This window comes from Pseudomonas pergaminensis (assembly GCF_024112395.2).
Lineage (GTDB): Bacteria > Pseudomonadota > Gammaproteobacteria > Pseudomonadales > Pseudomonadaceae > Aquipseudomonas > Aquipseudomonas pergaminensis.
Window position 1 is genome coordinate 1,372,029 of the sequence record NZ_CP078013.2, and the last position, 25,479, is coordinate 1,397,507.

The window sequence follows — 25,479 nt, forward strand, 5'->3', positions numbered from 1 at the left end:
AATACGGTGTGTCAGACGACGCATGTGTATCTGATGTACCGCTTTCGCGAGCAAGCCCGCTCCCACATTTGAACTGAGCTCCTCCAGCTGCAACGTTATTTGCCGCCACTACCGGCCACGCTTTCACCGCCGCGCGTCAGGTAATAGGCACCGAGAATCGGGAACATCGTCACCAACATCACCAGCATCGCCACCACGTTGGTCACCGGCACATCCCGTGGGCGGCTCAGTTGGTTGAGCAGCCACAGCGGCAAGGTGCGTTCGTGGCCGGCGGTGAAAGTGGTGACGATGATTTCGTCGAACGACAGCGCAAAGGCGAGCATGCCGCCGGCCAGCAGCGCCGAGCCCAGGTTGGGCATGATGATGTAGCGGAAGGTCTGCCAGCCGTCGGCGCCCAGGTCCATCGAGGCTTCGATCAGGCTGTGGGACGTGCGGCGCAGGCGGGCGATGACGTTGTTGTAGACGATCACCACGCAGAACGTCGCGTGGCCGACGATGATGGTGAACATCCCCGGCTCGATCCCGAGCGTCTTGAAAGTCGCCAGCAACGCGATACCGGTGATGATCCCCGGCAGCGCGATCGGCAGGATCAGCATCAACGACACGCCTTGCTTGCCAAAGAACTCACGGCGATACAGCGCCGCCGAGGCCAGCGTGCCGAGCACCATTGCAATCAGCGTGGCGATGGCGGCGATCTGCAGCGACAGTTTGATTGCTTCCAGCACGTCCGGCCGGGCGAAGGCCACGCTGAACCACTTCAGGGTGAAGCCCTGGGGCGGAAAGCTGAAGGCGGCTTCTTCGGTGTTGAAGGCGTAGAGGAAGATGATCAGGATCGGGAAATGGAGAAAAACCAGTCCACCCCAAGCGGCGATCTTCAGGCCCATAGAAGATTTTTCAGAGTGCATCGAAGGCCCCCAGGCGTTTGACGATGGACAGGTAAACCGCGATCAGCACGATCGGCACCAAGGTGAACGCCGCCGCCATGGGCATGTTGCCGATGGCGCCTTGCTGGGCGTAGACCATGCCGCCGACGAAGTAGCCGGGTGGGCCCACCAGTTGCGGCACGATGAAATCGCCCAGGGTCAGGGAGAACGTGAAGATGGAACCGGCGGCAATGCCCGGCACCGACAGCGGCAGAATCACCTGCATGAAGGTCTGGCGCGGCTTGGCTCCCAAGTCGGCAGAGGCTTGCAGCAAGGACGGCGGCAAGCGCTCCAGGGAGGCTTGGATCGGCAGGATCATGAACGGCAGCCAGATGTAGACGAACACCATGAAGCGCCCCAGGTGCGAAGTGCTCAAAGTGCTGCCACCCACGCCGGGAATGCCCAGCACGAACTGCAACAACGGCTCCAGGCCCAGGTGCTGCACGAACCACTGCGCCACGCCGCCCTTGGCCAGCAGCAAGGTCCAGGCATAAGCCTTGACGATGTAGCTGGCCCACATCGGCATCATCACTGCGATATAGAAGAACGCCTTGGTCTTGCCCGTGGTGTAGCGCGCCATGTAGTAGGCGATGGGGAAGGCCACGATGGCGCTGGCGATCGACACCACGATCGCCATGCTCAGGGTGCGCACGATGATGTCGAAATTCGACGGCTGGAACAGCGCGGCGAAGTTGGCCAGGGTCAGGTCCGGCGTGACCGCCATGGTGAAGTCATCGAAGGTATAGAAGCCTTGCCACAGCAGGGTCAGCAACGAACCGAGGTAGATCGCGCCGAACCAGATCAGCGGCGGCACCAGCAGCATTGCCAGGTAGAGGTTGGGCTTGCGGTACAGCAGGTTGGAAAACCTGCGCATCGGCGGATGGGAAAGGGCCAGGCTCATGTCACACCTCGCCTGCGCTGTCGGTCAGCGGGGTCATGGCTTCCCGTGCCCAGCGAGCGGTGATGGACTGGCCGACCTGATGGCCGCTGCTGATGTCCAGCCATTGGTTGTTGGCTTGGCTGATGTTCAGCGCCTGGCCGTTTTCCAGTTTCAGTTCATAGCGGGTGGCGCTGCCCTGGTATTGAATATCGTGGAGCAGACCGCTGATTTCCACTTCGCCGGCGCCCAACGGGCCCTCGGCAAAGCGCACGTGTTCCGGGCGGATCGAGAACGGCTGCGCGTTGCCGCTGAGGCGCTGGGCCAGCTCGCCGCGAATCACGTTGGAAGTGCCGACGAACTCGGCGACAAACGCGGTGGCGGGTTTCATGTAGAGGTTGCGCGGGGTGTCGACCTGCTCGATGCGACCTTTGTTGAACACGGCCACACGGTCGGACATCGACAGTGCTTCGGTCTGGTCGTGAGTCACGAAGATAAAGGTGATGCCCAGCTGGCGTTGCAGCTTCTTCAGCTCGCTTTGCATCTGCTCGCGCAGCTTGAGGTCAAGGGCGCCCAGTGGCTCGTCCAGCAGCAACACGCGCGGGCGATTGACCAGGGCGCGAGCCAGGGCCACCCGTTGGCGTTGACCACCGGAAAGCTGCACCGGCTTGCGGTCGCCGTAGCCGCCGAGGGCGACCATGGCCAGGGCTTCTTCGGCACGGTTCAGGCGTTCGGCCTTGCCCACGCCCTTGACCTTGAGGCCGTAGGCGACGTTGTCGCGCACATTCATATGGGGGAACAGCGCGTAATCCTGGAACACGGTGTTCACATCGCGCTGATACGGCGGCAAGCCGGCGGCTTCCTCGCCATGGATACGGATCGAGCCTGCGCTCGGCTGCTCGAACCCGGCGATCAGGCGCAGGCAGGTGGTCTTGCCCGAGCCGGAAGGGCCGAGCATGGAAAAGAACTCGCCGTCCTGGATATCGATGGAAACCCGGTCAACGGCTTTCACTTCGCCGAACTGACGGGAAACGTGGGTGAATTGGACTGCAAGCGTCATGGTGCGGTGCTCCGAAAAGGCGCGGGTCGTCGCAGCGGCCCGGCCTGGACTTCTGAAAAAACAATGCGGTAGTGAGTTTGGCTCGGTCCCAATGTGGGCTGTTCTGTGGGAGCCGGGCTTGCCCGCGATGCAGGCACCTCGGTGTATCAGCTACTGTGAGGTGATGCTTTTGCAGGCAAGCCAGCTCCCCCATACACCCTGCCCACATAGGATCTATGCAGCCAGGAAGGCCTCACCTGCCGCCCATGATCGCGATGTAATCCTGGGTCCAGCGGCTGTACGGCACGAACTTGCCGCCTTCAGCTTGCGGGGTTTTCCAGAAGGCGATCTTTTCGAACTGATCGAAACCATTGGTCTTGCAACCCTCGGCGCCGAGCAGTTCGCTTTCCTTGCAGGCCGCAGGCACGGCAGGCAGCGAGCCGAACCAAGCGGCGACATCGCCCTGGACCTTCGGCTGCAGCGACCAGTCCATCCACTTGTAGGCGCAGTTCGGGTGCTTGGCCTCGGTGTGCAGCATGGTGGTGTCGGCCCAGCCGGTGGCGCCTTCCTTCGGAATGGTCGAAGCAATCGGCTGCTTCTCGTTCTGCAGGCCGTTGACCTGATACGGCCAGGCGCTGGAGGCCACCACGCCTTCGTTCTTGAAGTCACTCATTTGCACGGTGGTGTCGTGCCAGTAGCGGTGGATCAGCGGTTGTTGCGCGCGCAGCAATTCGAGCACGGCCTTGTACTGGGTTTCGGTCAGTTCGTACGGGCTTTGGATGCCCAGTTCCGGCTTGGTGCTCTTTAGGTACAGCGCCGCATCGGCAATGTAGATCGGGCCGTCATACGCCTGCACACGGCCTTTGTTCGGCTTGCCGTCCGGCAGGTTCTGCGCGTTGAACAGCACGTCCCAGCTGGTGGGCGCGGTCTTGAACACGTTGGTGTTGTACATCAGTACGTTCGGGCCCCACTGGTAGGGAGTGCCATAGGTTTGCTGGCCGACCACGTACCACGGCGCGTCCTTGAGGCGTGGGTCGATGTTCTTCCAGTTGGGGATCAGCGCGGTATTGATCGGCTGAACGCGCTTGCCGACGATCAACCGCAGCGAAGCATCGCCGGACGCGGTGACCAGGTCATACCCGCCCTTGGCCATCAGGCTGACCATTTCGTCCGAGGTGGCGGCGGTCTTCACATTGACCTTGCAGCCGGTTTCCTTCTCGAAACCGCTGACCCAGTCGTAGGCCTTGTCGCTTTCGCCACGTTCGATGTAACCGGGCCAGGCGACGATATCCAGCTGGCCTTCGCCGGCACCCACCGCCTTGAGCGGTTCGGCGGCCTGGAGGCTGGCGCTGGCCAGCAGCGCGGTGGTCAGGGCACTGAGCAGTGCGGTCTTGTGCGCAGACATGGGGGTTCCCTCTTCTTTAATTATGGTCGGGGCAGTTGTTCAAACCGGTAACGCATGAGCTTAGTTGTTGTTTTAAAGATGCTGGCCATGGCGCGCCATGATGTGGCGCACCACGCTGTAGTCCTGCAGCGAATCACTGGACAGGTCCTTCCCATACCCCGACCGCTTCAAGCCGCCGTGGGGCATTTCGCTGACCAGCATGAAATGGCTGTTGATCCAGGTGCAGCCATACTGAAGGCGCGCCGCCACTTGCATGGCTTTGTCCAGGTTCTGGGTCCACACCGACGAGGCCAGGCCGTATTCGGAGTCGTTGGCCCAGTCCACCGCCTGCTCCAGCTCGTCGAAGCGCGTCACCGTGACCACCGGGCCGAAGACTTCGCGCTGCACGATTTCATCGTTCTGTTTGCAGCCGGCCAGCAGCGTCGGCTGGTAATAAAAGCCGGCACCGGAATGCACGGCGGCGCCGGTGATGCGTTCGATATGCGGCTGGCCGAGGGCGCGTTCGACAAAACTGGCAACCCGGTCGCGCTGGCGCGTGCTGATCAGCGGGCCCAGTTCGTTGTCGGCATCGCGTTTGCCGGCAAAACGCAGGCTGCTCACGGCAGCGCCAAGCTCAGCGACCAGTTTGTCGTGGATACCCGCCTGGGCGTAGATGCGGCACGCGGCGGTGCAATCCTGGCCGGCGTTGTAGTAGCCGTAGGCGCGCACACCCTCGACCACGGCTTGCAGGTCGGCGTCGTTGCACACGATCACGGGGGCCTTGCCGCCCAGTTCCAGGTGCGTGCGTTTAAGGGTTTTGGAGGCGGCTTGCAGGATCTTCTGCCCGGTAACGATATCGCCGGTCAGCGAGACCATGCGCACCTTGGCGTGGCTGACCAGATGGCTGCCGACACCTTCGCCGCCCCCACAGAGAATATTGATCACCCCACGCGGCAGCAGCTCTTTAAGGACAGGGGCGAGGGCCAGGATCGACAGGGGCGTGTGTTCCGACGGCTTGAACACCAGGGTATTACCGGCGGCCAGGGCCGGGGCGATCTTCCACGCGGCCATCATCAGTGGGTAGTTCCACGGTGCAATCGAGGCCACCACGCCAATCGGATCGCGGCGCACCATGCTGGTGTAGCCCGGCAGGTATTCACCGCTCAGTTGCCCGGTCTGGCAACGCACAGCCCCGGCGAAGAAGCGGAATACATCGACGGTGGCACTCAAATCATCCTGACGCGCCAGGTGCAAGGGCTTACCGCAGTTCAGGGATTCCAGACGGGCCAAGTAGTCGGCTTGTCTTTCGATGGCGTCGGCAATGCCCAATAGGATGTTCGAGCGCTGCTGCGGCGTGGTGCGTGACCAGCCGGCAAAGGCGCGGTGGGCGGCGAGGATCGCGGTTTCGACCTGCTCGGTGCTGGCTTCGGCGATTTGCGTGAGCACTTCACCGGTGGCCGGGTTGAGGATCGGCTCGGCAAAACCCTGGCCCTGGACCAGTTCGCCGTCGATCAGCAACGCAGTGAGCAGCGGGGTGGGCGCGCCGGACATTTTTCGCGATCTCTTTTCTTGTGTGGCCATGGGCGTTCTCTTACAAGGCGCCTGACCTTCTCTTAGGGGATGAACAGAGACTAGAGGTCAGGCGCGAGGTCAACAAATACTAAATACTGAATGCAGCATTCGATTAAATAGATGGCTTGCGCGGGTGGGGCTGTTCACGGGCGACGGTGAGGAACGGGTCGACCAGCGCAGGCCGTGCGGTGCCACGGCGCCAAGCCAGGCCCACGTCGAGGGTCTGGCTGAGGTCGGCAATCGGGCGCGCTTCAATGATGTCGCCCTCAAGCGACCAGGGGCGGTAGGTCATGTCCGGCTGGATCGACACGCCGAGGCCCGCCGCCACCAGGCTTCGCACGGCTTCGGTGGAAGCGGTGCGCAGGGTCACACGAGGTTGCAGGCCTGCGCCGGCCCACAGGCGCTGTGCGTTGTGGCCCATCTCGTCGACGTTCAGCTGGATCAGCGGTTCACGTGCCACATCGGCCAAGTTAATGCTGTCGTGTTCCAGCAGCGCGTGCTGCGCCGGCAGCCACAGGCGGTGAGGGGAGTGCGTGAGCACTTCGGTTTGCAGGGCGTGGCGGTCTTCGAGGTTGGAGAGGATCAGCACGCCCACGTCGATTTCGCCGCTGACCAGCAAATGCTCGATGTACGGGCGCTCATCCTCCATGACGCGGATCTCCACGTTGGGGTAGGCACGTTGGAAGCGTGTGAGCAGGTCGGCGAGGTAGTAACCGGCCACCAGGCTGGTGACGCCGATGATCAACTGGCCGGCGACCTGGTCGGTGCTCTGCTGCAGGCTGCGCTTGGCGTTGTCGACGGTGGCAAGGATCAGATGCGCCTGGCGCAGAAGTTGATGGCCCTGGTGGGTCAGGGTCATGCCCTTGGCGTGACGGTTGAACAAGTTGACGCCGATTTCCTGCTCCAGTTGCTGGATCGCCAGGGTCAAGGTGGACTGGGAAATAAACGCCGTCTGCGCGGCGGCGGAGATCGAGCCGGTCTCGGCCACGGCGATAAAGTGCCGGATTTGACGCAAGGTCATCATGCTGGAATTACCAGTGGGGTGTTTTTATAGATTTGTTCGAGTGTATATCGATTTAAGTGAAGGGCGACCGCGTTACATCTGGAAGCACTCTAGATCGAGGCTTTTTGGCACTTAGTTTTACGCTGGGAGCCTATTGGTCTTATGAACCCTAGTGTCTGGAGGCTACGAATGAATACCCGTGGATTGCTCGATCAGTTGCTCAAGTCTGGCCAGGACATGCTGCACAACAAGGCTGGCGGCCAGCGTAAACAGGACGACAAAGGCGCGCTGGGCGGGTTGCTCGGCGGTGGTGGCCTGGGCAGCCTGCTGGGTGGTGCTGGGGGCGGCGCGCTGGCAGCGGGTGCCATGGGCCTGCTGCTGGGCAACAAGAAAGCGCGCAAATTCGGTGGCAAAGCCCTGACCTACGGCGGCCTGGCGGCATTGGGCGTGATCGCCTATAAAGCCTACGGCAACTGGCAGGCCAACCAGGCCAATGCGCCCCAGGGCGAGCCGCAGACCATCGACCGCCTGCCACCGGCGCAGGTCGAGCAACACAGCCAAGGCATCCTCAAGGCGCTGGTCGCCGCCGCCAAGGCCGACGGCCATGTGGACGAGCGCGAACGCGAGCTGATCGAAGGCGAATTCACCAAGCTCGATAACGACCGCGAGCTGCAAAGCTGGCTGCACGCCGAACTCAACAAGCCCCTGGACCCTGCTGACGTGGCGCGCGCTGCCGGCACGCCGGAGATGGCGGCTGAGATGTACATCGCCAGCGTGATGCTGGTGGACGAGGAAAACTTCATGGAGAAGGCCTACCTCGACGAGCTGGCACGCCAACTGAAACTGGAGCCAGGCTTGAAGCTGGAGCTGGAGAAACAGGTGCGCCAAGCCACCCTCTGAGCCTGTCATTGACCACGAACACCCCGGTTGCCGCCATGGCCCGGGGTGTTTTTGCATTCTGCGGGTGCTACATCAAAACCCGTTGATAAATGAGGGCTTGTGCTCAGCTATACTCCCCCCATTTGAATGGCCCTTCGAGGAATTACTGTGAAGAATTGGACCTTGCGCCAACGGATTTTGGCGAGCTTTGCGGTCATTATCGCGATCATGCTGCTGATGGTCGTGGTGTCCTACTCACGGTTGCTGAAGATCGAAGCCAGCCAGGAAGCGGTCCGGGACGATGCGGTGCCAGGGGTGTACCTCAGCTCGATGATCCGCAGCGCCTGGGTCGATAGCTATTTGCAGACCATCGACATCATCGGCCTGCGCGACGACAAAACCTTCACCAATACCGATAAGACGGACTACAAGTCGTTCGAAGCGCGTATTGAACAGCAGATGGCCAGCTATGAAAAAACCATTCATGGCCAGGCCGATCGCATGGAGTTCGATAACTTCAAGGCGGCGCACATCAATTACAATAGAGTCCTGAGCCAGGTACTCGAGCGCGTCGACGCCAATGACCTGCCGGGTGCGCGCACATTGCTGGAAGAGCAATTGACGCCGATCTGGACCGAAGGGCGCATGAAGCTCAACGACATCATTACTGAAAACAAGAACGTGTCTGACCGGGCCACGGCGGCGATCGACGAGTCGGTGCTGTCGGCCAAGATCAGCATGGCCGTGTCGCTGGTCATCGCCATTCTCGCCGCCGGCTTGTGCGGCCTGCTGCTGATGCGCGCGATCATGGCGCCAATGCAGCGCATCGTCGACATCCTCGAAACCATGCGCGACGGCGACCTCAGCAAACGCCTGAACCTGGAGCGCAAGGACGAGTTCGGCGCCGTCGAAACCGGCTTCAATGACATGATGACCGAGCTGACCGCCCTGGTGTCCCAGGCCCAGCGCTCGTCGGTGCAGGTGACCACCTCGGTGACCGAGATCGCCGCCACCTCCAAGCAGCAACAGGCCACTGCCACCGAAACCGCGGCCACCACCACCGAGATCGGCGCCACCTCCCGCGAGATCGCTGCCACGTCCAAGGACCTGGTGCGCACCATGACCGAAGTGTCCACCGCCGCCGACCAGGCATCGGTCGCCGCCGGTTCCGGCCAGCAAGGCCTGGCGCGCATGGAAGAGACCATGCACTCGGTGATGGGCGCCGCCGACCTGGTGAACGCCAAGCTGGCGATCCTCAATGAAAAGGCCGGCAACATCAACCAAGTGGTGGTGACCATCGTCAAGGTCGCCGACCAGACCAACCTGCTGTCGCTCAATGCCGCCATCGAGGCCGAAAAGGCTGGCGAATACGGCCGTGGTTTCGCCGTGGTCGCCACCGAAGTGCGGCGCCTGGCCGACCAGACTGCCGTGGCCACCTACGACATCGAACAGATGGTGCGCGAGATCCAGTCGGCGGTGTCGGCGGGCGTGATGGGCATGGACAAGTTCTCTGAAGAAGTGCGCCGCGGCATGTTCGAAGTGCAGCAAGTGGGCGAGCAACTGTCGCAGATCATCCATCAGGTGCAGGCGCTGGCGCCACGGGTGTTGATGGTCAATGAAGGCATGCAGGCCCAGGCCACCGGTGCCGAGCAGATCAACCACGCCCTGGTGCAACTGGGCGATGCCAGCAGCCAGACCGTGGAGTCCCTGCGCCAGGCCAGCTTTGCCATTGACGAGCTGAGCCAGGTCGCGGTCGGTCTGCGCAGCGGCGTGTCGCGTTTCAAAGTCTGATGAGCGACCTCGCGGCTAAACGCGGCGCCGTCCCGGCAGCGAAAAAGGCGTTGTTCCTGGTGTTCCACATCGGCGACGAGCGCTTCGCCCTCAGGGCCACGGAAATTGCCGAGGTCCTGCCGCGCGTGCCGCTCAAACCCATTGCCCATGCGCCGGCGTGGGTGGCGGGCATCTTTGCCCACCGTGGCGCGCTGGTGCCGGTCATCGACCTCTGCGCCCTGACCTTCGGCCAACCGGCGCAGGCCCGTACCAGCACGCGCCTGGTGCTGGTCAATTACCAGCCGCAGCCCTGGGTTGAAGCCCGCTGGCTGGGGCTGATCCTGGAACAAGCCACCGACACCCTGCGTTGCGACCTTGGCGAGTTCAAGACCTACGGCCTGGACAACCGCGAGGCGCCATACCTGGGGTTGGTGCGTGAAGATGCCTTGGGCTTGATGCAGTGGATCGGCGTCAACGAACTGCTCACCGATGACGTGCGCGCCGTGCTGTTTTCTGCCGAGCTGCGCGTATGAGCCACGACCCGCGTTTCTTTGCCTTCCTTAAAGAGCGCATCGGCCTGGACGTCGCGTCGGTCGGCGAAGCCATCATCGAGCGTGCGGTGCGCCAGCGCAGCCAGGCCGTCAATGCACAAACGGTCGGCGACTACTGGCTGCACCTGCAAAGCTCCGTCGATGAGCAGCAGGCGCTGATCGAAGCGGTGATCGTCCCCGAAACCTGGTTTTTCCGTTACCCCGAATCCTTTGCGACCCTGGCTCGCCTGGCCAAGGCGCGCCTGGCGGAAATCAAGCAGATGCGCGCACTGCGTATCCTCAGCCTGCCGTGTTCCACCGGCGAAGAGCCCTATTCGATTGCCATGGCGCTGCTGGACGCCGGCCTTGCGCCGCACCAGTTCAAAGTGCAGGGCATGGACGTCAGCCCGCTGTCGGTGGAGCGCGCGCGACGTGCGGTGTACGGCAAGAACTCGTTTCGCGGGGGGGATATCGGTTTTCGCGACCGCCACTTCACGGAGTATGGCGACGGCTATCACCTGGCCGACCGCGTGCGCGAACAGGTGCGCCTGCAAGTCGGCAACCTGCTCGACCCGGCGCTGCTGGCCAATGAGCCGAGCTATGACTTTGTGTTCTGCCGCAACCTGCTGATCTACTTCGACCAGCCGACCCAGAAGCAAGTGTTCGACGTGCTCAAGGGCCTGACACACGTGGATGGCGTGCTCTTTATCGGCCCCGCCGAGGGCAGCCTGCTGGGGCGCCATGGCATGCGTTCGATCGGTGTGCCGCAGTCCTTTGCGTTCAGCCGGCATGCCGAGCCGGCCCAGCCTGAACCCGCGTTCAAGCCGATGCCCGCGCCATTGCCGCAACGCAGCACCGCGCCGATTGCCCCTAAGCTGCGACCGTTTACCTCTGCGAGTGCCCAGGTGGTGCCGATCAAGGCGCCGCCGTCCGACGCAGGCGACTTGCTCAGCCAGATCGCCACCTTGGCCAACGAAGGCAAAAGTGCCGAGGCCCGTGCAGCCTGCGAACGTTACTTGAGTAGTCACCCGCCCGCCGCCCAGGTGTTCTACTGGCTGGGGCTGCTCAGCGACGTGGCCGGCAGCGCCCTGGAAGCCCAGCGCTATTATCGAAAAGCCTTGTACCTGGAACCTCAGCATCCGCAGGCCTTGATGCACCTGGCCGCGTTGCTCGAGTCCCAGGGCGACAGTGCGGGGGCGCGCCGCTTGCAGGCGCGGGCCGCCCGGAGTGAGCGAGCTGACAGTGAGTCCAAACGATGAGTAGCACCGACGCGCTCGACACCGCGGGCCTGGACCTGACCCTGGCCGACACCCAGGCCATCGACGATTGCTGGAACCGTATCGGCATCCACGGCGACAAGTCCTGCCCCTTGCTGGCAGACCATATCCATTGCCGTAACTGTTCGGTGTACTCGGCGGCCGCCACGCGTTTGCTCGACCGTTACGCCTTGCAGCAGGACGCGCATCGACCGCACGCGGCGGTCGAGGTGGACGAGGATGTGGTCACCCGGTCGCTGTTGATGTTCCGTCTCGGCGAAGAATGGCTGGGCATTGCCACCCGCTGCCTGGTGGAAGTCGCGCCGCTGCAACCGATTCACTCGCTGCCCCATCAGCGCTCGCGCGCCTTGCTCGGCGTGGCCAACGTGCGCGGCGCGCTGGTAGCGTGCCTGTCGCTGGTGGAGTTGCTGGGTCTGGACGCTATCGGCAATGGCGCCAGCGGTGGGCGGATCATGCCGCGTATGCTGATCATCGCTGCCCAGGATGGCCCGGTGGTGGTGCCGGTGGATGAAGTCGACGGAATTCACGCCATCGATGAGCGCACCTTGAAGGCAGCATCCGCCTCGGGCACCCAGGCCAGCGCGCGCTACACCCAAGGTGTGTTGCAGTGGAAAGGCCGCAGCCTGCGTTGGCTGGACGAGGCGCAATTGTTGTCCGCCGTGACCCGGAGCCTCACATGACCCCCGACCAGATGCGCGATGCCTCGCTGCTGGAACTATTCAGCCTGGAAGCCGATGCGCAGACCCAGGTACTGAACGCGGGCCTGCTGGCCCTGGAGCGCAACCCGACCCAGGCCGACCAGCTTGAAGCCTGCATGCGCGCGGCGCATTCGCTCAAGGGCGCCGCCCGCATTGTTGGGGTGGACGCTGGCGTCAGCGTGTCCCACGTCATGGAGGATTGCCTGGTCAGCGCCCAGGAAAGCCGCCTGTACCTGCAACCTGAGCATATTGATGCGCTGCTGCAAGGCACCGACCTGCTGATGCGCATCGCTACACCCGGCAATGACGTGGGGCCGGCGGACATCGAAGCCTACGTGGCGTTGATGGAGCGCCTGCTGGATCCGTCCCAGGCGCCGGTTAAACCGACCGCGCCAGAGCCTGCGCCTGCGCCCGTGGTCGAAGAACTGCCGCCGGAACCCGAGCCCGCGCCGCCGGTGACCAGCGAGCCACCGCGCCAAGGCAAGCGCATGACCGAAGGCGGCGAGCGCGTACTGCGGGTGACTGCCGAGCGCTTGAACAGCCTGCTGGACCTGTCGAGCAAATCCCTGGTGGAAACCCAGCGGCTCAAGCCGTACCTGGCCAGCCTGCAGCGCCTCAAACGCATTCAAAGCCAGAGCGTACGCGCACTGGACACTCTGGACGGGCAACTCAAGACCCAGGCCCTGAACCACGAAGCCCAGGAAGCCCTGGCCGACACGCGCCGACTGCTCAGCGAAGCCCAGGCCCTGCTGGCGGAAAAAACCGCCGAGCTGGACGAGTTTGGCTGGCAGGCCGGGCAGCGCGCCCAAGTGCTCTACGACACTGCGCTGGCGTGCCGCATGCGTCCGTTTGCCGATGTGCTGGCCGGGCAAGTGCGCATGGTCCGCGACCTCGGCCGCAGCCTCGGCAAGCAGGTGCGCCTGGAGATCGAGGGCGAAAAGACCCAGGTCGACCGTGACGTGCTGGAAAAACTCGAAGCGCCGCTCACTCATTTATTGCGTAATGCCGTCGACCACGGCATCGAAATGCCTGAGCAACGCCTGTTGGCGGGCAAGCCGGCCGAAGGCTTGATCCGCCTGCGCGCCTCTCATCAGGCCGGTTTGCTGGTGCTGGAACTGAGCGATGACGGCAATGGCGTCGACCTGGAGCGCCTGCGCGGCACCATCGTCGACCGGCACTTGTCGCCGGTGGAAACCGCCCTGCGCCTGAGCGAAGAAGAGTTGCTGACGTTCCTGTTCCTGCCGGGGTTCAGCCTGCGCGACAAGGTCACCGAAGTGTCCGGGCGCGGGGTCGGCCTGGATGCGGTGCAGCACATGGTCCGCCAACTGCGCGGCGCAGTGGTGCTGGAACAGACGGCGGGGCAGGGCAGTCGTTTTCACCTGGAAGTGCCGCTGACCTTGTCGGTGGTGCGCAGCCTGGTGGTGGAAGTTGGCGAGGAAGCCTATGCGTTCCCGCTGGCCCATATCGAACGCATGTGCGACCTGGCGCCGGATGACATTGTGCAGCTGGAAGGTCGCCAGCATTTCTGGCACGAGGGCCGGCATGTCGGCCTGGTCGCCGCCAGCCAGTTGTTGCAGCGCCCGGCGGGGCAGGCCCCGTCAGAAACCTTGAAAGTGGTGGTGATCCGCGAGCGCGATGCGGTGTACGGGATTGCCGTGGAGCGCTTTATCGGCGAGCGTACGCTGGTGGTGTTGCCGCTGGATGATCGCCTGGGCAAGGTCCAGGATATTTCCGCCGGTGCCTTGCTGGATGACGGCTCGGTGGTGTTGATCGTCGACGTGGAAGACATGCTGCGTTCGGTGGACAAACTGCTCAACACCGGCCGTCTGGAGCGTATTGCCCGGCGCAGCCAGCAAACCACCGAGGCGCCGCGCAAGCGGGTGCTGGTGGTCGATGACTCGCTGACCGTGCGTGAGCTGCAACGCAAATTGTTACTTAATCGTGGTTATGAAGTGGCCGTGGCGGTCGATGGCATGGACGGCTGGAACGCCTTGCGTTCCGAAGACTTTGACCTGTTGATCACTGATATTGATATGCCTCGCATGGACGGTATTGAATTGGTCACACTCTTGCGCCGTGACAGTCGCCTGCAATCGTTGCCGGTGATGGTGGTGTCTTATAAAGATCGTGAAGAAGACCGACGTCGTGGACTGGATGCCGGCGCCGACTATTATTTAGCCAAAGCCAGTTTCCACGATGACGCCCTGTTGGACGCCGTGGTGGAACTGATCGGAGGCGCACGGGCATGAGGATTGCGATCGTCAATGACATGCCCATGGCAGTGGAGGCCTTGCGCCGCGCCTTGAGCTTCGAGCCAGCGCACGAGGTGGTGTGGGTGGCCAGTAATGGCCTGGAAGCGGTGCAGCGCTGTGCCGAACTGACGCCGGACCTGATCCTGATGGACTTGATCATGCCGGTGATGGACGGTGTGGAAGCCACTCGCCAGATCATGGCCGAGACCCCGTGCGCCATCGTTATCGTGACCGTCGACCGCCAGGCCAACGTGAGCCGGGTCTTCGAGGCCATGGGCCACGGTGCCCTGGACGTGGTGGACACCCCGACCCTCGGCGTGGGCAACCCCAAGGATGCGGCGGCACCGCTGTTGCGCAAGATCCTCAACATCGGCTGGCTGATCGGCCAGCGCGGCAGCCGCGTGCGCGCCGAAACCGCGCCGCAGCGTTCCTCGGGAAAACGCCAGAGCCTGGTGGCCATCGGCTCTTCGGCGGGCGGCCCGGCTGCCCTGGAAATCCTGCTCAAGGGCTTACCTCGCGACTTCCCCGCCGCCATCGTGCTGGTGCAGCATGTGGACCAGGTGTTCGCCGCTGGCATGGCCGAGTGGCTGAGCAGCGCCTCCGGCCTGCCGGTACGCCTGGCCCGCGAAGGCGAGCCCCCGCAAAGCGGCGTGGTGCTGCTGGCCGGCACCAACCACCACATTCGTTTATTGAAGAATGGCACGCTAGCCTATACCGCAGAGCCGGTGAACGAGATTTACCGGCCTTCGATCGACGTGTTCTTCGAAAGCGTGGCCAGCCACTGGAATGGCGATGCCGTCGGTGTACTGCTGACCGGCATGGGGCGCGACGGGGCCCAGGGCCTCAAGTTGCTGCGTGAACAAGGTTATTTGACCATCGCCCAGGATCAGCAGAGCTCGGCGGTGTATGGCATGCCCAAAGCGGCGGCGGCGATTGATGCTGCTGTTGAAATTCGCCCACTGGATAGAATTGCGCCCCGATTGCTGGAGGTCTTTGCCAAATGAACACGACCTCTCGCAGCACCGGCTTGCAGGCAGTAATTCAGGTGACTGCACATGAATGATTTACAGATCGACGACATCAAGACCGACGAAAACGCCGCCATGGTGTTGCTGGTCGACGACCAGGCCATGATCGGCGAAGCCGTGCGGCGTGGTCTGGCCCATGAAGAAAACATCGACTTCCATTTCTGCGCCGACCCCCACCAGGCCATCGCCCAGGCGATCCGTATCAAACCGACCGTTATCCTGCAGGACCTGGTGATGCCTGGCCTTGACGGCCTGACCCTGGTACGCGAATACCGCAACCATCCGGCCACGCAGAACATCCCGATCATCGTGCTTTCCACCAAGGAAGATCCGCTGATCAAGAGCGCGGCGTTCTCGGCGGGGGCCAACGATTACCTGGTCAAGCTGCCGGACAATATCGAACTGGTGGCGCGTATCCGCTATCACTCGCGCTCCTACATGACCCTGTTGCAACGGGATGCGGCGTACCGCGCGCTGCGGGTCAGCCAACAGCAATTGTTGGACACCAACCTGGTGCTGCAACGGTTGATGAACTCCGACGGCCTCACCGGGCTGTCTAACCGTCGCCACTTTGACGAATACCTGGAACTGGAATGGCGTAGGGCCATGCGTGACCAGACTCAGTTGTCGTTGTTGATGATTGATGTGGATTTCTTCAAGACCTATAACGATAGTTTTGGGCACGTTGAAGGGGATGAGGCGTTGCGCAAGGTGGCGGCGACCATTCGTGAGGCGAGCAGTCGGCCTTCGGATTTGCCGGCGCGCTATGGCGGTGAGGAGTTTGCCCTGGTGCTGCCTAACACCTCGCCGGGCGGGGCGCGGTTGGTGGCCGAGAAGCTGCGCATGGCGGTGGCTGCTCTGAAGATTCCGCACAACGCGCCGACTGAGGGGGCGAGTCTGACTATCAGTATTGGGCTGTCGACTATGACGCCGGTGCAGGGGACGGATTGTCGTCAATTGATCATGGCGGCGGATAAGGGGTTGTATACGGCTAAGCATAATGGGCGGAATCAGGTGGGGATTGAGTAGGGCTTAGCGCTGCTGTGTACATATCCGTTGCTGCGGTTACGGCTGGTATTGGTTCCGCTCTTACAGCGGGTCACTTTTTGAAAAGCGCAAAAAGTAACCAAAAACGCTTCGCCCCAACACTCGGCACCTCGCCTAGGCTCGGTGTGCCCTCACTCCGGCTTGAATCCGTGGGCCGCCGCGCTGGGCCATCCTTGGCCCAGCGCGGCTAACCCGGCGTCCTGCCGGGTTACCCACGGATTCAAGCCTGCGTTCGGCCAGCGTGTTTGACGGGGCGCCTAAGATCAAAATCAAGATCAAGAGCGACTCGCTTCGCATCGTGGATACGTGGTCCATTGTAGGAGCCGGCTTGCCGGCGAAAAACGTGAGATCGCCGCGTTTATCCAGATGTATCCCCATCATCGTTAACGACCATCGCCGGCAAGCCGGCTCCTACGATGAACCGCGTTTGCCTTTGCTTTTGCTCTACACCACTCAAGCCGGCTGTCAGGCCGCTGTGCTCTTGCTTTTGATCTTGATCTTGATCTTAGGCGCCCCGTTAAACACGCTGGCCGGAATTCGGCAGGGATTTGGGGGGTAAACCGGCAGGGATGCCGGTTTAGCCGCCCCGCGCCATGGATGGCGCGTGGCGGCGGCCCCCCAAATCACTGTCGGATTACGGGCACACCGAGCCTAGGCGAGGTGCCGAGTGTTGGGGCAAGAGCCTTTTGGTTACTTTTGGGCTCTTTTCAAAAGTGACCCGCTGTAAGAGCGGAACCAATACCAGCCGTTACCGCAGCAACGGATATGTACCCCGTAAAGCCCACCCCCAACGCCTTTTCGCCAAGCGGGCTGCCGCTCCCCCCCATTTCCCGTTATACTCGCCGGCTTTCAAAAGTTCGCCAACGAGTGCTGCCCGCCATGGAAATCAACCCGATCCTTAACACCATCAAGGACCTGTCCGAGCGCTCCGAAACTATTCGGGGGTATCTTTGACTACGATCAAAAGCATGAGCGTCTGACCGAAGTCAATCGCGAGCTTGAAGATCCGAGTGTCTGGAACAAACCCGAATACGCCCAGGAACTGGGCCGCGAGCGCGCTGCGCTGGCGCAGATCGTCGATACCCTCGACGAACTGAACACCGGTCTGGCCGATTGCCGTGACCTGCTGGACATGGCCGTCGAAGAAAACGACGAAGGCGCAGTGGGCGATGTCGTCGCCGAGCTGGCCCGTCTCGAGGAAAACCTCGCCAAGCTTGAATTCCGCCGCATGTTCAGCCACGAAATGGACCCGAACAACGCCTACCTGGACATCCAGGCCGGTTCCGGTGGCACCGAGGCGCAGGACTGGGCCAACATCCTGCTGCGCATGTACCTGCGCTGGGCTGACAAGCGCGGTTTCGAAGCGACCATCATGGAACTGTCCGCCGGTGAAGTCGCCGGTATCAAGGGCGCGACCGTGCATATCAAGGGTGAATACGCCTTTGGCTGGTTGCGCACGGAGATCGGCGTGCACCGCCTGGTGCGCAAGAGCCCGTTCGACTCCGGCAACCGTCGCCACACCTCGTTCTCTGCGGTGTTTGTCTCGCCAGAGATCGACGACAAGGTCGAGATCGAGATCAACCCGGCCGACCTGCGTATCGACACCTACCGTTCCTCCGGTGCCGGTGGCCAGCACGTGAACACCACCGACTCGGCCGTACGTATCACCCACGTACCGACCAACACCGTGGTCAGCTGCCAGAACGAACGTTCCCAGCACGCCAACAAGGACACCGCCATGAAAATGCTGCGGGCCAAGTTGTACGAGCAGGAAATGCAGAAACGCAACGCCGCGTCACAGGCGTTGGAAGACACCAAGTCGGATATCGGCTGGGGTCACCAGATCCGCTCTTATGTGCTGGATGCGTCGCGGATCAAGGATCTGCGCACTAACATCGAACGCAGCGACTGTGACAAGGTGCTCGACGGCGATATCGACGAATACCTGGAAGCCAGCCTGAAATCCGGCCTCTAAAGAACCTTGTAGGAGCGGGCTTGCCCGCGATCCCCAGCCGAAGGCTGGGGAAAACGTATCTGTGATGGAATTTCAAAAGACATGAGCGACCAACAACTCGACCCGCAAGCCCTGCAACAGGAAGAAAACGCCCTGATCGCCCTGCGCAAGGAAAAGCTTGCTGCCGAGCGCGCCAAGGGCAATGCCTTCCCCAACGACTTCCGCCGCGAAAACTACTGCGATGCCTTGCAGAAGCAGTACGCGGACAAGACCAAGGAAGAGCTGGCAGAGGCTGCGATCCCGGTCAAGGTGGCAGGTCGCATCATGCTCAACCGTGGCTCGTTCATGGTGATCCAGGACATGACCGGTCGCATTCAGGTCTACGTCAACCGCAAGACCCTGTCCGAAGAAACCCTGGCCTCGGTGAAAACCTGGGACATGGGCGACATCATTGCCGCCGAAGGCACCCTGGCCCGTTCCGGCAAGGGCGACCTGTACGTTGAAATGACCAGCGTGCGCCTGCTGACCAAATCCCTGCGCCCGCTGCCGGACAAGCACCACGGCCTGACCGACACCGAACAGCGCTATCGCCAGCGCTACGTTGACCTAATCGTCAACGAAGACGTGCGCCAGACCTTCCGCGTGCGCTCGCAAGTCATCGCCCACATCCGCAGCTTTCTGATGAAGCGTGACTTCCTGGAAGTGGAAACGCCGATGCTGCAAACCATCCCCGGTGGTGCCGCAGCCAAACCGTTCGAAACCCACCACAATGCGCTGGACATGGAAATGTTCCTGCGTATCGCGCCGGAGCTGTACCTCAAGCGCCTGGTGGTTGGCGGCTTCGAGAAAGTGTTCGAGATCAACCGCAACTTCCGTAACGAAGGTGTCTCGACCCGTCACAACCCAGAATTCACCATGTTGGAGTTCTACCAGGCCTACGCCGACTACGAAGACAACATGGACCTCACCGAAGAACTGTTCCGCGAACTGGCGCAGTTGGTCCTGGGCAGCACTGACGTGCCGTACGGCGACAAAGTGTTCCACTTCGGCGAGCCCTTCGTGCGCCTGTCGGTATTCGACTCGATCCTCAAGTACAACCCTGAGCTGACCGCCGACGACCTGAACGACATCGACAAGGCCCGTGCGATCGCCAAGAAAGCCGGTGCCAAGGTGCTGGGCTTCGAAGGCCTGGGCAAATTGCAGGTGATGATTTTCGAAGAGCTGGTCGAGCACAAGCTGGAACAGCCCCACTTCATTACCCAGTACCCGTTCGAAGTGTCGCCGCTGGCCCGTCGCAACGATGACAACCCGAACGTCACCGACCGCTTCGAGCTGTTCATCGGTGGGCGTGAAATCGCCAACGCCTATTCCGAGCTCAACGATGCGCAAGACCAGGCCGAGCGCTTCATGGCCCAGGTGGCGGACAAGGACGCCGGCGACGACGAAGCCATGCATTACGACGCTGACTTCGTGCGTGCCCTGGAATACGGCATGCCGCCAACCGCCGGTGAAGGGATCGGCATCGACCGCCTGGTGATGCTGCTGACCAACTCGCCGTCGATCCGCGACGTGATCTTGTTCCCGCACATGCGGCCACAAGCGTAACCGTAGCGAAATCCGAAGCCGCCTTTTATAAGGCGGCTTTTTTATGGGGCGTCTATAAGCGTCAAGCAAACAGCGCCAGGTTTTGATCTTTTCAAGGATGTGTGTCGTGAACCGCGTAATGGCTCAAGAAGGCGCCGCTGGCATTGCTGCTGCCGTGGTTGAAAGCGTCCAGTACCAGGGCCGCAAGGCCAGCCGTCGGGGCAGTGAGCAGCGCAGGCAAGACATTCTCGATGCGGCCATGCGCATTGTGGTGCGTGACGGCGTGCGGGCCGTGCGCCATCGCGCGGTGGCGGCGGAGGCGGGGGTGCCGTTGTCGGCCACCACCTACTATTTCAAGGACATCGATGACCTGCTCACCGATACCTTCGCCCAATACGTCGAGCGCAGCGCCGCCTTCATGGGCAAGTTGTGGGTGCGTAACGAGGGCCTGCTGCGTGAAATGGTCGCCTACGGTGATGGCAGCCCGCAGTCACGCTCGCAACTGGCCGATGACATCGCACGGCTGACCGCCGACTACGTGCAGCGCCAACTGACCAATCGCCGTGAACACTTGATGGCCGAGCAGGCGTTCCGCCAGGAAGCCTTGCTCAACCCGCGCCTGGCGGAACTGGTGCGCTCCCACCAGCAGATTCTGTTGCAGGGCACGGGGCAGTTTTTCCAGGTGTTGGGCTCGCGTGAGCCACAGCAGGATGCCAAAGTGTTGACGGCGATAATCAGTCGGATGGAATATCAGGGCCTGCTGGGCGGCGCAGAGCCTCTGACCGGTGAAGAGATGCTTGAGATCCTCAAGCGTTACATGCATTTGGTGTTGGCCTCGGTCTGACACCGGGGGATGTCCAATGAAAACCTGGCGTAGGGTTGTAATCGCCTTGTCGTTCCTGCTGCTCAGCGGTTGCCTGGTGACCTTCAAGGACCCGCTGCCGGCCCATGAAGCCGCACCGCCAGCCCTGCTGGGCCAGTGGTCGAGCAAGAATGCCTGGGGCGAGCCGCTCAACCTGCGAATCACGCGCGTCGGTGAACACCGCTACAAAGCCGTAAGCTACCCTACAGCCAAGCCGCAGCAGCGTGATGAGTACCTGTTCAGTGTGTCGCGCCATGGTGATCGCTGGTACCTGTCGGCGCCGTTGCCGGCCAAGCTGGGTGGGCATTTCATTCTCGCTGGGTTTGAAATCGACGAAAAGCACGAATTGGTGGTCTACAACCTCGACCTTGAGCAGATTCATCAAGCGATAGGCCAAAAGTCACTGCATGGCAGTACTGTGCAAACCGTCGAAGGCGCCGGGGTGCTGGTGGACAGCCCTCTGGACCAGGTGTTTGCGTACCTGGATGACCCGGCCAATGCCGATGTATTCGTGGAAGCCGTGCGCTACCGGCGCGCGGGCAAATAACGTTTAAAGGGGAAGCACCGGGTGGACGATTACCAGCAGACGATACGCACCTTGTCTGATCGCATTGTGCTGGCGCAAACACCGATTCGCGTCCTCGACGCCGTGAAGTGGGACGAAAACATTCGCCAGGGATTCCTCAAGGCCAAGGGCAAGGAAATGCCGGCGGTGAACCGCGACTACTACCTCAATCGGCCACTGTCCTTCGACTCCAGCGCGGTGAAGCTGGAATTCCAGAACATCGAGCGTGACATCACCCGCCGTCTCGGCCAGTTCAGCCCGGTGGGGCAGATCATGCGCCGCATGTGCAAGGAATACCGCATGGTGGTGCGCATGCTCGAAGCGCGCGGCACCGAGGATTTCGGCCTGATTTCCCAGGAGCTGTACGGCGCGGCCTCCGATGCGTTTCACGCCGGCGACCCGACCTTGGCCGACCTGGGCCTGATGCTGTCTGACTACCTGAACAACATCGATGGACGTGGCGACTTGAAGGATGAGGCCAAGACCCTCACCGCCAAGGACGCCGTCGCCTTGCTGCAAACTCGCCTGAACAAGGTGTTCGGCGAGGCCGAAGAAACCATCCGCGTGTTCGAGTCCGACGGTATCGTCGCCGACGCCGCGGCGGGTGCCGACTACATCAAGATCCGCGCCGACGCGATGTTCAACGACCGCGACGTTCGCGCCCTGGAAGTGCATGAGGGCCTGGTGCACGTGGGCACCACCCTCAATGGCCAGAACCAGCCGATCTGCACCTTCCTGTCCAAGGGCCCGCCGTCGTCCACCGTGACCCAGGAAGGCCTGGCGATCCTGATGGAGATCATCACCTTCGCCTCCTACCCGAGTCGCCTGCGCAAGCTGACCAACCGCACCCGCGCTATCCACATGGTGGAAGAGGGCGCCGACTTCCTGCAGGTGTTCGAGTTCTTCCGCGAGCAAGGCTTTGAGATGGCCGAAAGCTATGGCAACGCCAGTCGCGTATTCCGTGGCTCGGTGCCGACCGGTCTGCCGTTTACCAAGGACCTGTCCTACCTCAAGGGCTTTATCATGGTCTACAACTACATCCAGCTCGCCGTGCGCAAAGGCAAGCTGGAACAAGTGCCGCTGCTGTTCTGCGGCAAGACCACCCTGGAAGACATGCGTACCCTGCGCCAACTGGTCGATGAAGGCCTGGTGGTGCCGCCCAAGTACCTGCCCGAGCAGTTCCGTGACATGAACGCGCTGGCGGCGTGGATGTGCTTCTCCAACTTCCTCAACCACTTGAGCCTGGACCGGATCGAGGCGGATTACTCGAATATCCTTTGACCAAACCGGATCGACCTGTGGGAGCGGGCTTGCTCGCGAAAGCGGTACATCAGATATACATAAGTTGACTGATACACGGCTTTCGCGAGCAAGCCCGCTCCCACATTTGAATCTCTGAAAGATTTAAAATTTCGAATAATAGCGAGGCTTCAACGGATGAGAATCCTCGGCATTCTTTGCCTGCTACTCACATTGAACGGCTGCAGCTCACTGCTGTTCTACCCCGAACCCGGCCTGCCATTCACGCCGGAAAAAGCCCATCTGCAATATCGCGACGTCACCTTGACCACCGCCGATGGTGTGAAGCTCCACGCCTGGTGGTTGCCGGCCAAGCCTGGTGTGCCGCTCAAGGGCACGGTGCTGCACCTGCATGGCAACGGCGGCAATCTGGCCTGGCACCTCGGTGGCAGTTGGTGGTTGCCGGAGCAAGGCTACCAAGTGCTGCTGCTGGACTATCGCGGTTATGGCTTGTCGGAAGGCAAGCCCTCGTTACCCGCGATCTATCAGGATGTGGACGCGGCGTTCAGTTGGATCGACAAGGCGCCTGAAACCCAGGGCCAGCCGCTGATAGTCCTCGGTCAAAGCCTGGGCGGGGCGTTGGCGGTGCACTACCTGGCCGCTCACCCGGAGCGCCAAGCCCAGCTCAAGGCGTTGGTGCTGGACGGCGTGCCTGCCAGTTATCGTGACGTAGGACAATTCGCCCTGAGCACCTCGTGGTTAACATGGCCGTTTCAGGTGCCGCTGTCCTGGCTGGTCCCGGACGCCGACAGTGCGATCCATGCCATGCCCCAGCTGACGGGTGTGCCGAAGCTGTTGTTCCACAGCCTGGATGACCCGATCGTGCCCGTGGCCAATGGCATCCGCCTGTACCAGGCCGCGCCACCACCCAGGGTATTGCAACTGACCCGGGGCGGGCATGTACAGACCTTTGCCGACAAGACCTGGCAAACCGTGATGCTGCGCTACCTGGATGACCCGCAACACTTCAACGGTTTGCGTCGCCTGGGCGAAATTCCGAATTACCCCATTCCTAACGTTGATTCATCAGAGAACCCGCAATGAGCGAAGAACGCAACATGATCCCGCTGATCCTCACCGGCATCGGCACCATCATCGGTACCGTCGGTTGCTTGTGGTACTACGGCTACCTGCACTTCGCCAAGCCGGAAGATGCGTTGCTGCTCAGCGATTTCACCCTGCTCAAGACCGTGCCAGGCGAGGACTACAAGATCTCCCTGACCCCGGCAGCGCAAGTGGCACAGTGTGTGGATGGCGTGCTGGTGATGTTCGACACCGAGCAGAAAGGCCTGAGCGGTGTGCTGGTGAATAATAAGAAACAGGCGGTGCGGTGCATGGGCCAGGAGACACCACAGCTCCAGCAGTGATCCGGGCGCATCGCGTCTGAAATATTTGGAACCGTTTTGCCTGACCGACCACTCAATGGCTCGTCAACGTTCGTGATGGGTCGTCGCGGACCGCCAGCAAGGGGAGAGTCATGGTCAAGTTGGGTGAGATAAGTGCGATAGACAGGTGGTTGGAAATGTCCAGGATGCAGGCGCTGGTTGAAGCACTTGGCGGGGGCATCGATGACATCGCGCAAAAGGAACAGGGGGAGCAGTGCAAAGAGAAACCTGCAGGTGCGGGTTTCGAGAACGATAAGCGTCCGATCACATTCTAAACGTGAAAAAACCCACCGCTTCTGGTGGGTTTTTTATTTCTGCTCAATTGATCCATCAGCATCAGTGAGAAAGCGGGTCGCGCCACTCCATCATTTATTACCAAGGTATACCGCACGGAACTGATAGCGGCGGGAGACCACTGCTATATCGGTCAGGAGATTAAATCCGGCGCGTGGGAAATTACATTTGGAGTATAGCGATGAGATTGGACTCGTTGATGAACACGGCAGTCATGAACACCCTCACGACCATGTCCACGGCATGGAACGTTGTCACGGGACAGAGTATGGGCTGGAGCCGTGGCGGCAACGCAAGCCATTACCCCAGTTATCAACCGAGCCAGCGACCCAGGTATGCCGGCATTCAAGCGCCGAATCGCGGGATAGCCCAGCACATGGGGCGAGCACCTTGGCGTCAGCCGCTGGAATCGAAGCGGCCGCTTACAGTCACCCATAACAACTACATCTTCAACATTCACTACGTGAGCGTCAGGGATGTGAAGTCAGCTCAAGTGGGTGTGCATGTCAATAGCGGCCATGGCAGCATGAATAACGGCAATTTTGGTAACTACGGAAATAACGGTAACAGCGGGAGTCACAGTGGTTATTCCAACCACGGAATAAACGGTAATCAACGAATCGCCGCAGGCGCCGGGCCTTCCCGTAATGGCCTGAGGCAAGGTAATCAGCCCTGAAGCAGTGGCGCACCCTTTCAAACGTTGACTTATTTTCTAGAATATTCGAAATGAACCGGTTGCCAATAAGGCACCAATTAATGGGGGTGATGTAATTCGGACTGAACAGTGCCGCTTATTATATTGCGAACGTGTAACCCATCAGTCTACTGGAATAGAGAAGGTGTCAAGATGACTCAGCTATTAGCCTCGCACTATGAATACCGCAATGCATTTTACGCACGTTATCCCGATGAACAGGCTTGGAGGCCTGCGGCCGAGCAACGTGCGTGGGGCAGCCGGTATGGCGGCGGTGATAACGGCAATCATGGTAACTATGGCAATAACGGAAATGGTGGCGCACATAGTCGCTATGAAAATCATGGGCGCAATGGTAATGAGATAGATGGGCTGCGGGTGACTTCACCCAATCGTCACGGTAGCCATGGCAACTATGGCAATTAAGGTAACTATGGCAATAACGGTAACTCCGGGGGCTTTAGCAGTTACATTAATTCGGGGCAGAACGGCAATCGTACAGCGGGTTACTCTAGTAATTAAGTCAGTTATCAAGTGCTGAAGAGCTTTCGCCTGGGGTCAGA

The 25,479-nt window shown here is 61.3% G+C and carries 24 protein-coding genes; 18 read left to right on the forward strand and 6 right to left on the reverse strand.

Features of this window, described 5'->3' with window-relative positions; genetic code table 11:
* Positions 1 to 95: 95 nt before the first annotated feature.
* From KUA23_RS06150 to KUA23_RS06175, 6 genes are all read right to left on the reverse strand, one after another.
* Entirely contained in the window at positions 96 to 905 is an 810-nt protein-coding gene (locus KUA23_RS06150; protein WP_012722540.1) for an ABC transporter permease, read from the reverse strand.
* Positions 895 to 1,824 (reverse strand): ABC transporter permease, encoded by a 930-nt coding sequence (locus KUA23_RS06155; protein WP_078047160.1) that lies wholly within the window; start codon positions 1,822 to 1,824, stop codon positions 895 to 897. The genes KUA23_RS06150 and KUA23_RS06155 overlap by 11 nt, the downstream gene beginning before the upstream one ends.
* 1 nt (position 1,825) lies before the next feature.
* Positions 1,826 to 2,860, reverse strand: coding sequence for an ABC transporter ATP-binding protein (locus KUA23_RS06160; RefSeq protein WP_078047161.1), 1,035 nt, complete (start codon positions 2,858 to 2,860; stop codon positions 1,826 to 1,828).
* Positions 2,861 to 3,092: 232 nt separating this feature from the next.
* On the reverse strand, positions 3,093 to 4,244 hold the full coding sequence (gene ydcS / locus KUA23_RS06165) for a putative ABC transporter substrate-binding protein YdcS (protein WP_078047162.1): 1,152 nt from the start codon (positions 4,242 to 4,244) through the stop codon (positions 3,093 to 3,095).
* Positions 4,245 to 4,316: 72 nt separating this feature from the next.
* A complete protein-coding gene (locus KUA23_RS06170; RefSeq protein WP_252993586.1) occupies positions 4,317 to 5,774 on the reverse strand; it encodes a gamma-aminobutyraldehyde dehydrogenase in 1,458 nt (485 codons plus the stop codon).
* 133 nt (positions 5,775 to 5,907) lie between these two features.
* Positions 5,908 to 6,819, reverse strand: coding sequence for a LysR family transcriptional regulator (locus KUA23_RS06175; protein WP_252993587.1), 912 nt, complete (start codon positions 6,817 to 6,819; stop codon positions 5,908 to 5,910).
* 168 nt (positions 6,820 to 6,987) lie between these two features.
* Here KUA23_RS06175 and KUA23_RS06180 point away from each other — a divergent pair, with 168 nt between their 5' ends.
* The 18 genes from KUA23_RS06180 (at position 6,988) to KUA23_RS06265 (ending at position 25,342) form a co-directional block, all read left to right on the forward strand.
* Complete coding sequence (locus KUA23_RS06180) at positions 6,988 to 7,698, forward strand: tellurite resistance TerB family protein (protein WP_078047165.1); 711 nt, start codon at positions 6,988 to 6,990, stop codon at positions 7,696 to 7,698.
* 147 nt (positions 7,699 to 7,845) lie between these two features.
* A complete protein-coding gene (locus tag KUA23_RS06185) occupies positions 7,846 to 9,468 on the forward strand; it encodes a methyl-accepting chemotaxis protein (RefSeq protein ID WP_078047166.1) in 1,623 nt (540 codons plus the stop codon).
* Entirely contained in the window at positions 9,468 to 9,980 is a 513-nt protein-coding gene (locus KUA23_RS06190) for a chemotaxis protein CheW (protein WP_078047167.1), read from the forward strand. Before KUA23_RS06185 ends, KUA23_RS06190 begins: the two co-directional genes overlap by 1 nt.
* Entirely contained in the window at positions 9,977 to 11,236 is a 1,260-nt protein-coding gene (locus tag KUA23_RS06195; RefSeq protein ID WP_252993588.1) for a CheR family methyltransferase, read from the forward strand. Before KUA23_RS06190 ends, KUA23_RS06195 begins: the two co-directional genes overlap by 4 nt.
* Positions 11,233 to 11,934 carry a chemotaxis protein CheW gene (locus KUA23_RS06200; RefSeq protein WP_252993589.1) on the forward strand — a complete coding sequence of 234 codons (702 nt, stop codon included), beginning with the start codon at positions 11,233 to 11,235 and terminating at the stop codon, positions 11,932 to 11,934. The genes KUA23_RS06195 and KUA23_RS06200 overlap by 4 nt, the downstream gene beginning before the upstream one ends.
* Positions 11,931 to 14,201, forward strand: a complete 2,271-nt coding sequence (locus tag KUA23_RS06205) for a hybrid sensor histidine kinase/response regulator (protein ID WP_078047170.1) — start codon at positions 11,931 to 11,933, stop codon at positions 14,199 to 14,201. The genes KUA23_RS06200 and KUA23_RS06205 overlap by 4 nt, the downstream gene beginning before the upstream one ends.
* On the forward strand, positions 14,198 to 15,208 hold the full coding sequence (gene cheB / locus KUA23_RS06210; RefSeq protein WP_078047171.1) for a chemotaxis response regulator protein-glutamate methylesterase: 1,011 nt from the start codon (positions 14,198 to 14,200) through the stop codon (positions 15,206 to 15,208). The genes KUA23_RS06205 and cheB overlap by 4 nt, the downstream gene beginning before the upstream one ends.
* A gap of 51 nt (positions 15,209 to 15,259) precedes the next feature.
* Complete coding sequence (locus KUA23_RS06215) at positions 15,260 to 16,261, forward strand: response regulator (RefSeq protein WP_078047172.1); 1,002 nt, start codon at positions 15,260 to 15,262, stop codon at positions 16,259 to 16,261.
* 897 nt (positions 16,262 to 17,158) lie between these two features.
* A protein-coding gene (prfB, locus tag KUA23_RS06220; protein ID WP_099493714.1) for a peptide chain release factor 2 occupies positions 17,159 to 18,254 on the forward strand; the annotation gives its coding sequence in 2 pieces (ribosomal slippage) (positions 17,159 to 17,230 and positions 17,232 to 18,254; 1,095 coding nt in all).
* 81 nt (positions 18,255 to 18,335) lie between these two features.
* Entirely contained in the window at positions 18,336 to 19,838 is a 1,503-nt protein-coding gene (gene lysS, locus KUA23_RS06225) for a lysine--tRNA ligase (protein WP_078047173.1), read from the forward strand.
* Positions 19,839 to 19,944: 106 nt separating this feature from the next.
* Positions 19,945 to 20,661 carry a TetR/AcrR family transcriptional regulator gene (locus tag KUA23_RS06230; protein WP_252993590.1) on the forward strand — a complete coding sequence of 239 codons (717 nt, stop codon included), beginning with the start codon at positions 19,945 to 19,947 and terminating at the stop codon, positions 20,659 to 20,661.
* Positions 20,662 to 20,677: 16 nt separating this feature from the next.
* Positions 20,678 to 21,226, forward strand: coding sequence for a hypothetical protein (locus tag KUA23_RS06235; protein ID WP_078047175.1), 549 nt, complete (start codon positions 20,678 to 20,680; stop codon positions 21,224 to 21,226).
* A 21-nt stretch (positions 21,227 to 21,247) separates the two neighbouring features.
* Positions 21,248 to 22,525: a flavohemoglobin expression-modulating QEGLA motif protein gene (locus KUA23_RS06240; protein WP_078047176.1), complete on the forward strand. Its 1,278-nt coding sequence runs from the start codon at positions 21,248 to 21,250 to the stop codon at positions 22,523 to 22,525.
* A gap of 156 nt (positions 22,526 to 22,681) precedes the next feature.
* Positions 22,682 to 23,587 carry an alpha/beta hydrolase gene (locus KUA23_RS06245; protein WP_078047177.1) on the forward strand — a complete coding sequence of 302 codons (906 nt, stop codon included), beginning with the start codon at positions 22,682 to 22,684 and terminating at the stop codon, positions 23,585 to 23,587.
* The gene (locus KUA23_RS06250; RefSeq protein WP_069022076.1) at positions 23,584 to 23,910 is read left to right on the forward strand and encodes a PA3694 family proteiin; all 327 of its coding nucleotides are present in this window, start codon (positions 23,584 to 23,586) and stop codon (positions 23,908 to 23,910) included. The genes KUA23_RS06245 and KUA23_RS06250 overlap by 4 nt, the downstream gene beginning before the upstream one ends.
* A 110-nt stretch (positions 23,911 to 24,020) precedes the next feature.
* Complete coding sequence (locus KUA23_RS06255; protein WP_099493717.1) at positions 24,021 to 24,203, forward strand: hypothetical protein; 183 nt, start codon at positions 24,021 to 24,023, stop codon at positions 24,201 to 24,203.
* Positions 24,204 to 24,421: 218 nt separating this feature from the next.
* Positions 24,422 to 24,898 carry a hypothetical protein gene (locus tag KUA23_RS06260; RefSeq protein ID WP_214496532.1) on the forward strand — a complete coding sequence of 159 codons (477 nt, stop codon included), beginning with the start codon at positions 24,422 to 24,424 and terminating at the stop codon, positions 24,896 to 24,898.
* A 171-nt stretch (positions 24,899 to 25,069) separates the two neighbouring features.
* Positions 25,070 to 25,342 carry a hypothetical protein gene (locus KUA23_RS06265; RefSeq protein ID WP_252993591.1) on the forward strand — a complete coding sequence of 91 codons (273 nt, stop codon included), beginning with the start codon at positions 25,070 to 25,072 and terminating at the stop codon, positions 25,340 to 25,342.
* Positions 25,343 to 25,479 lie beyond the last annotated feature (137 nt).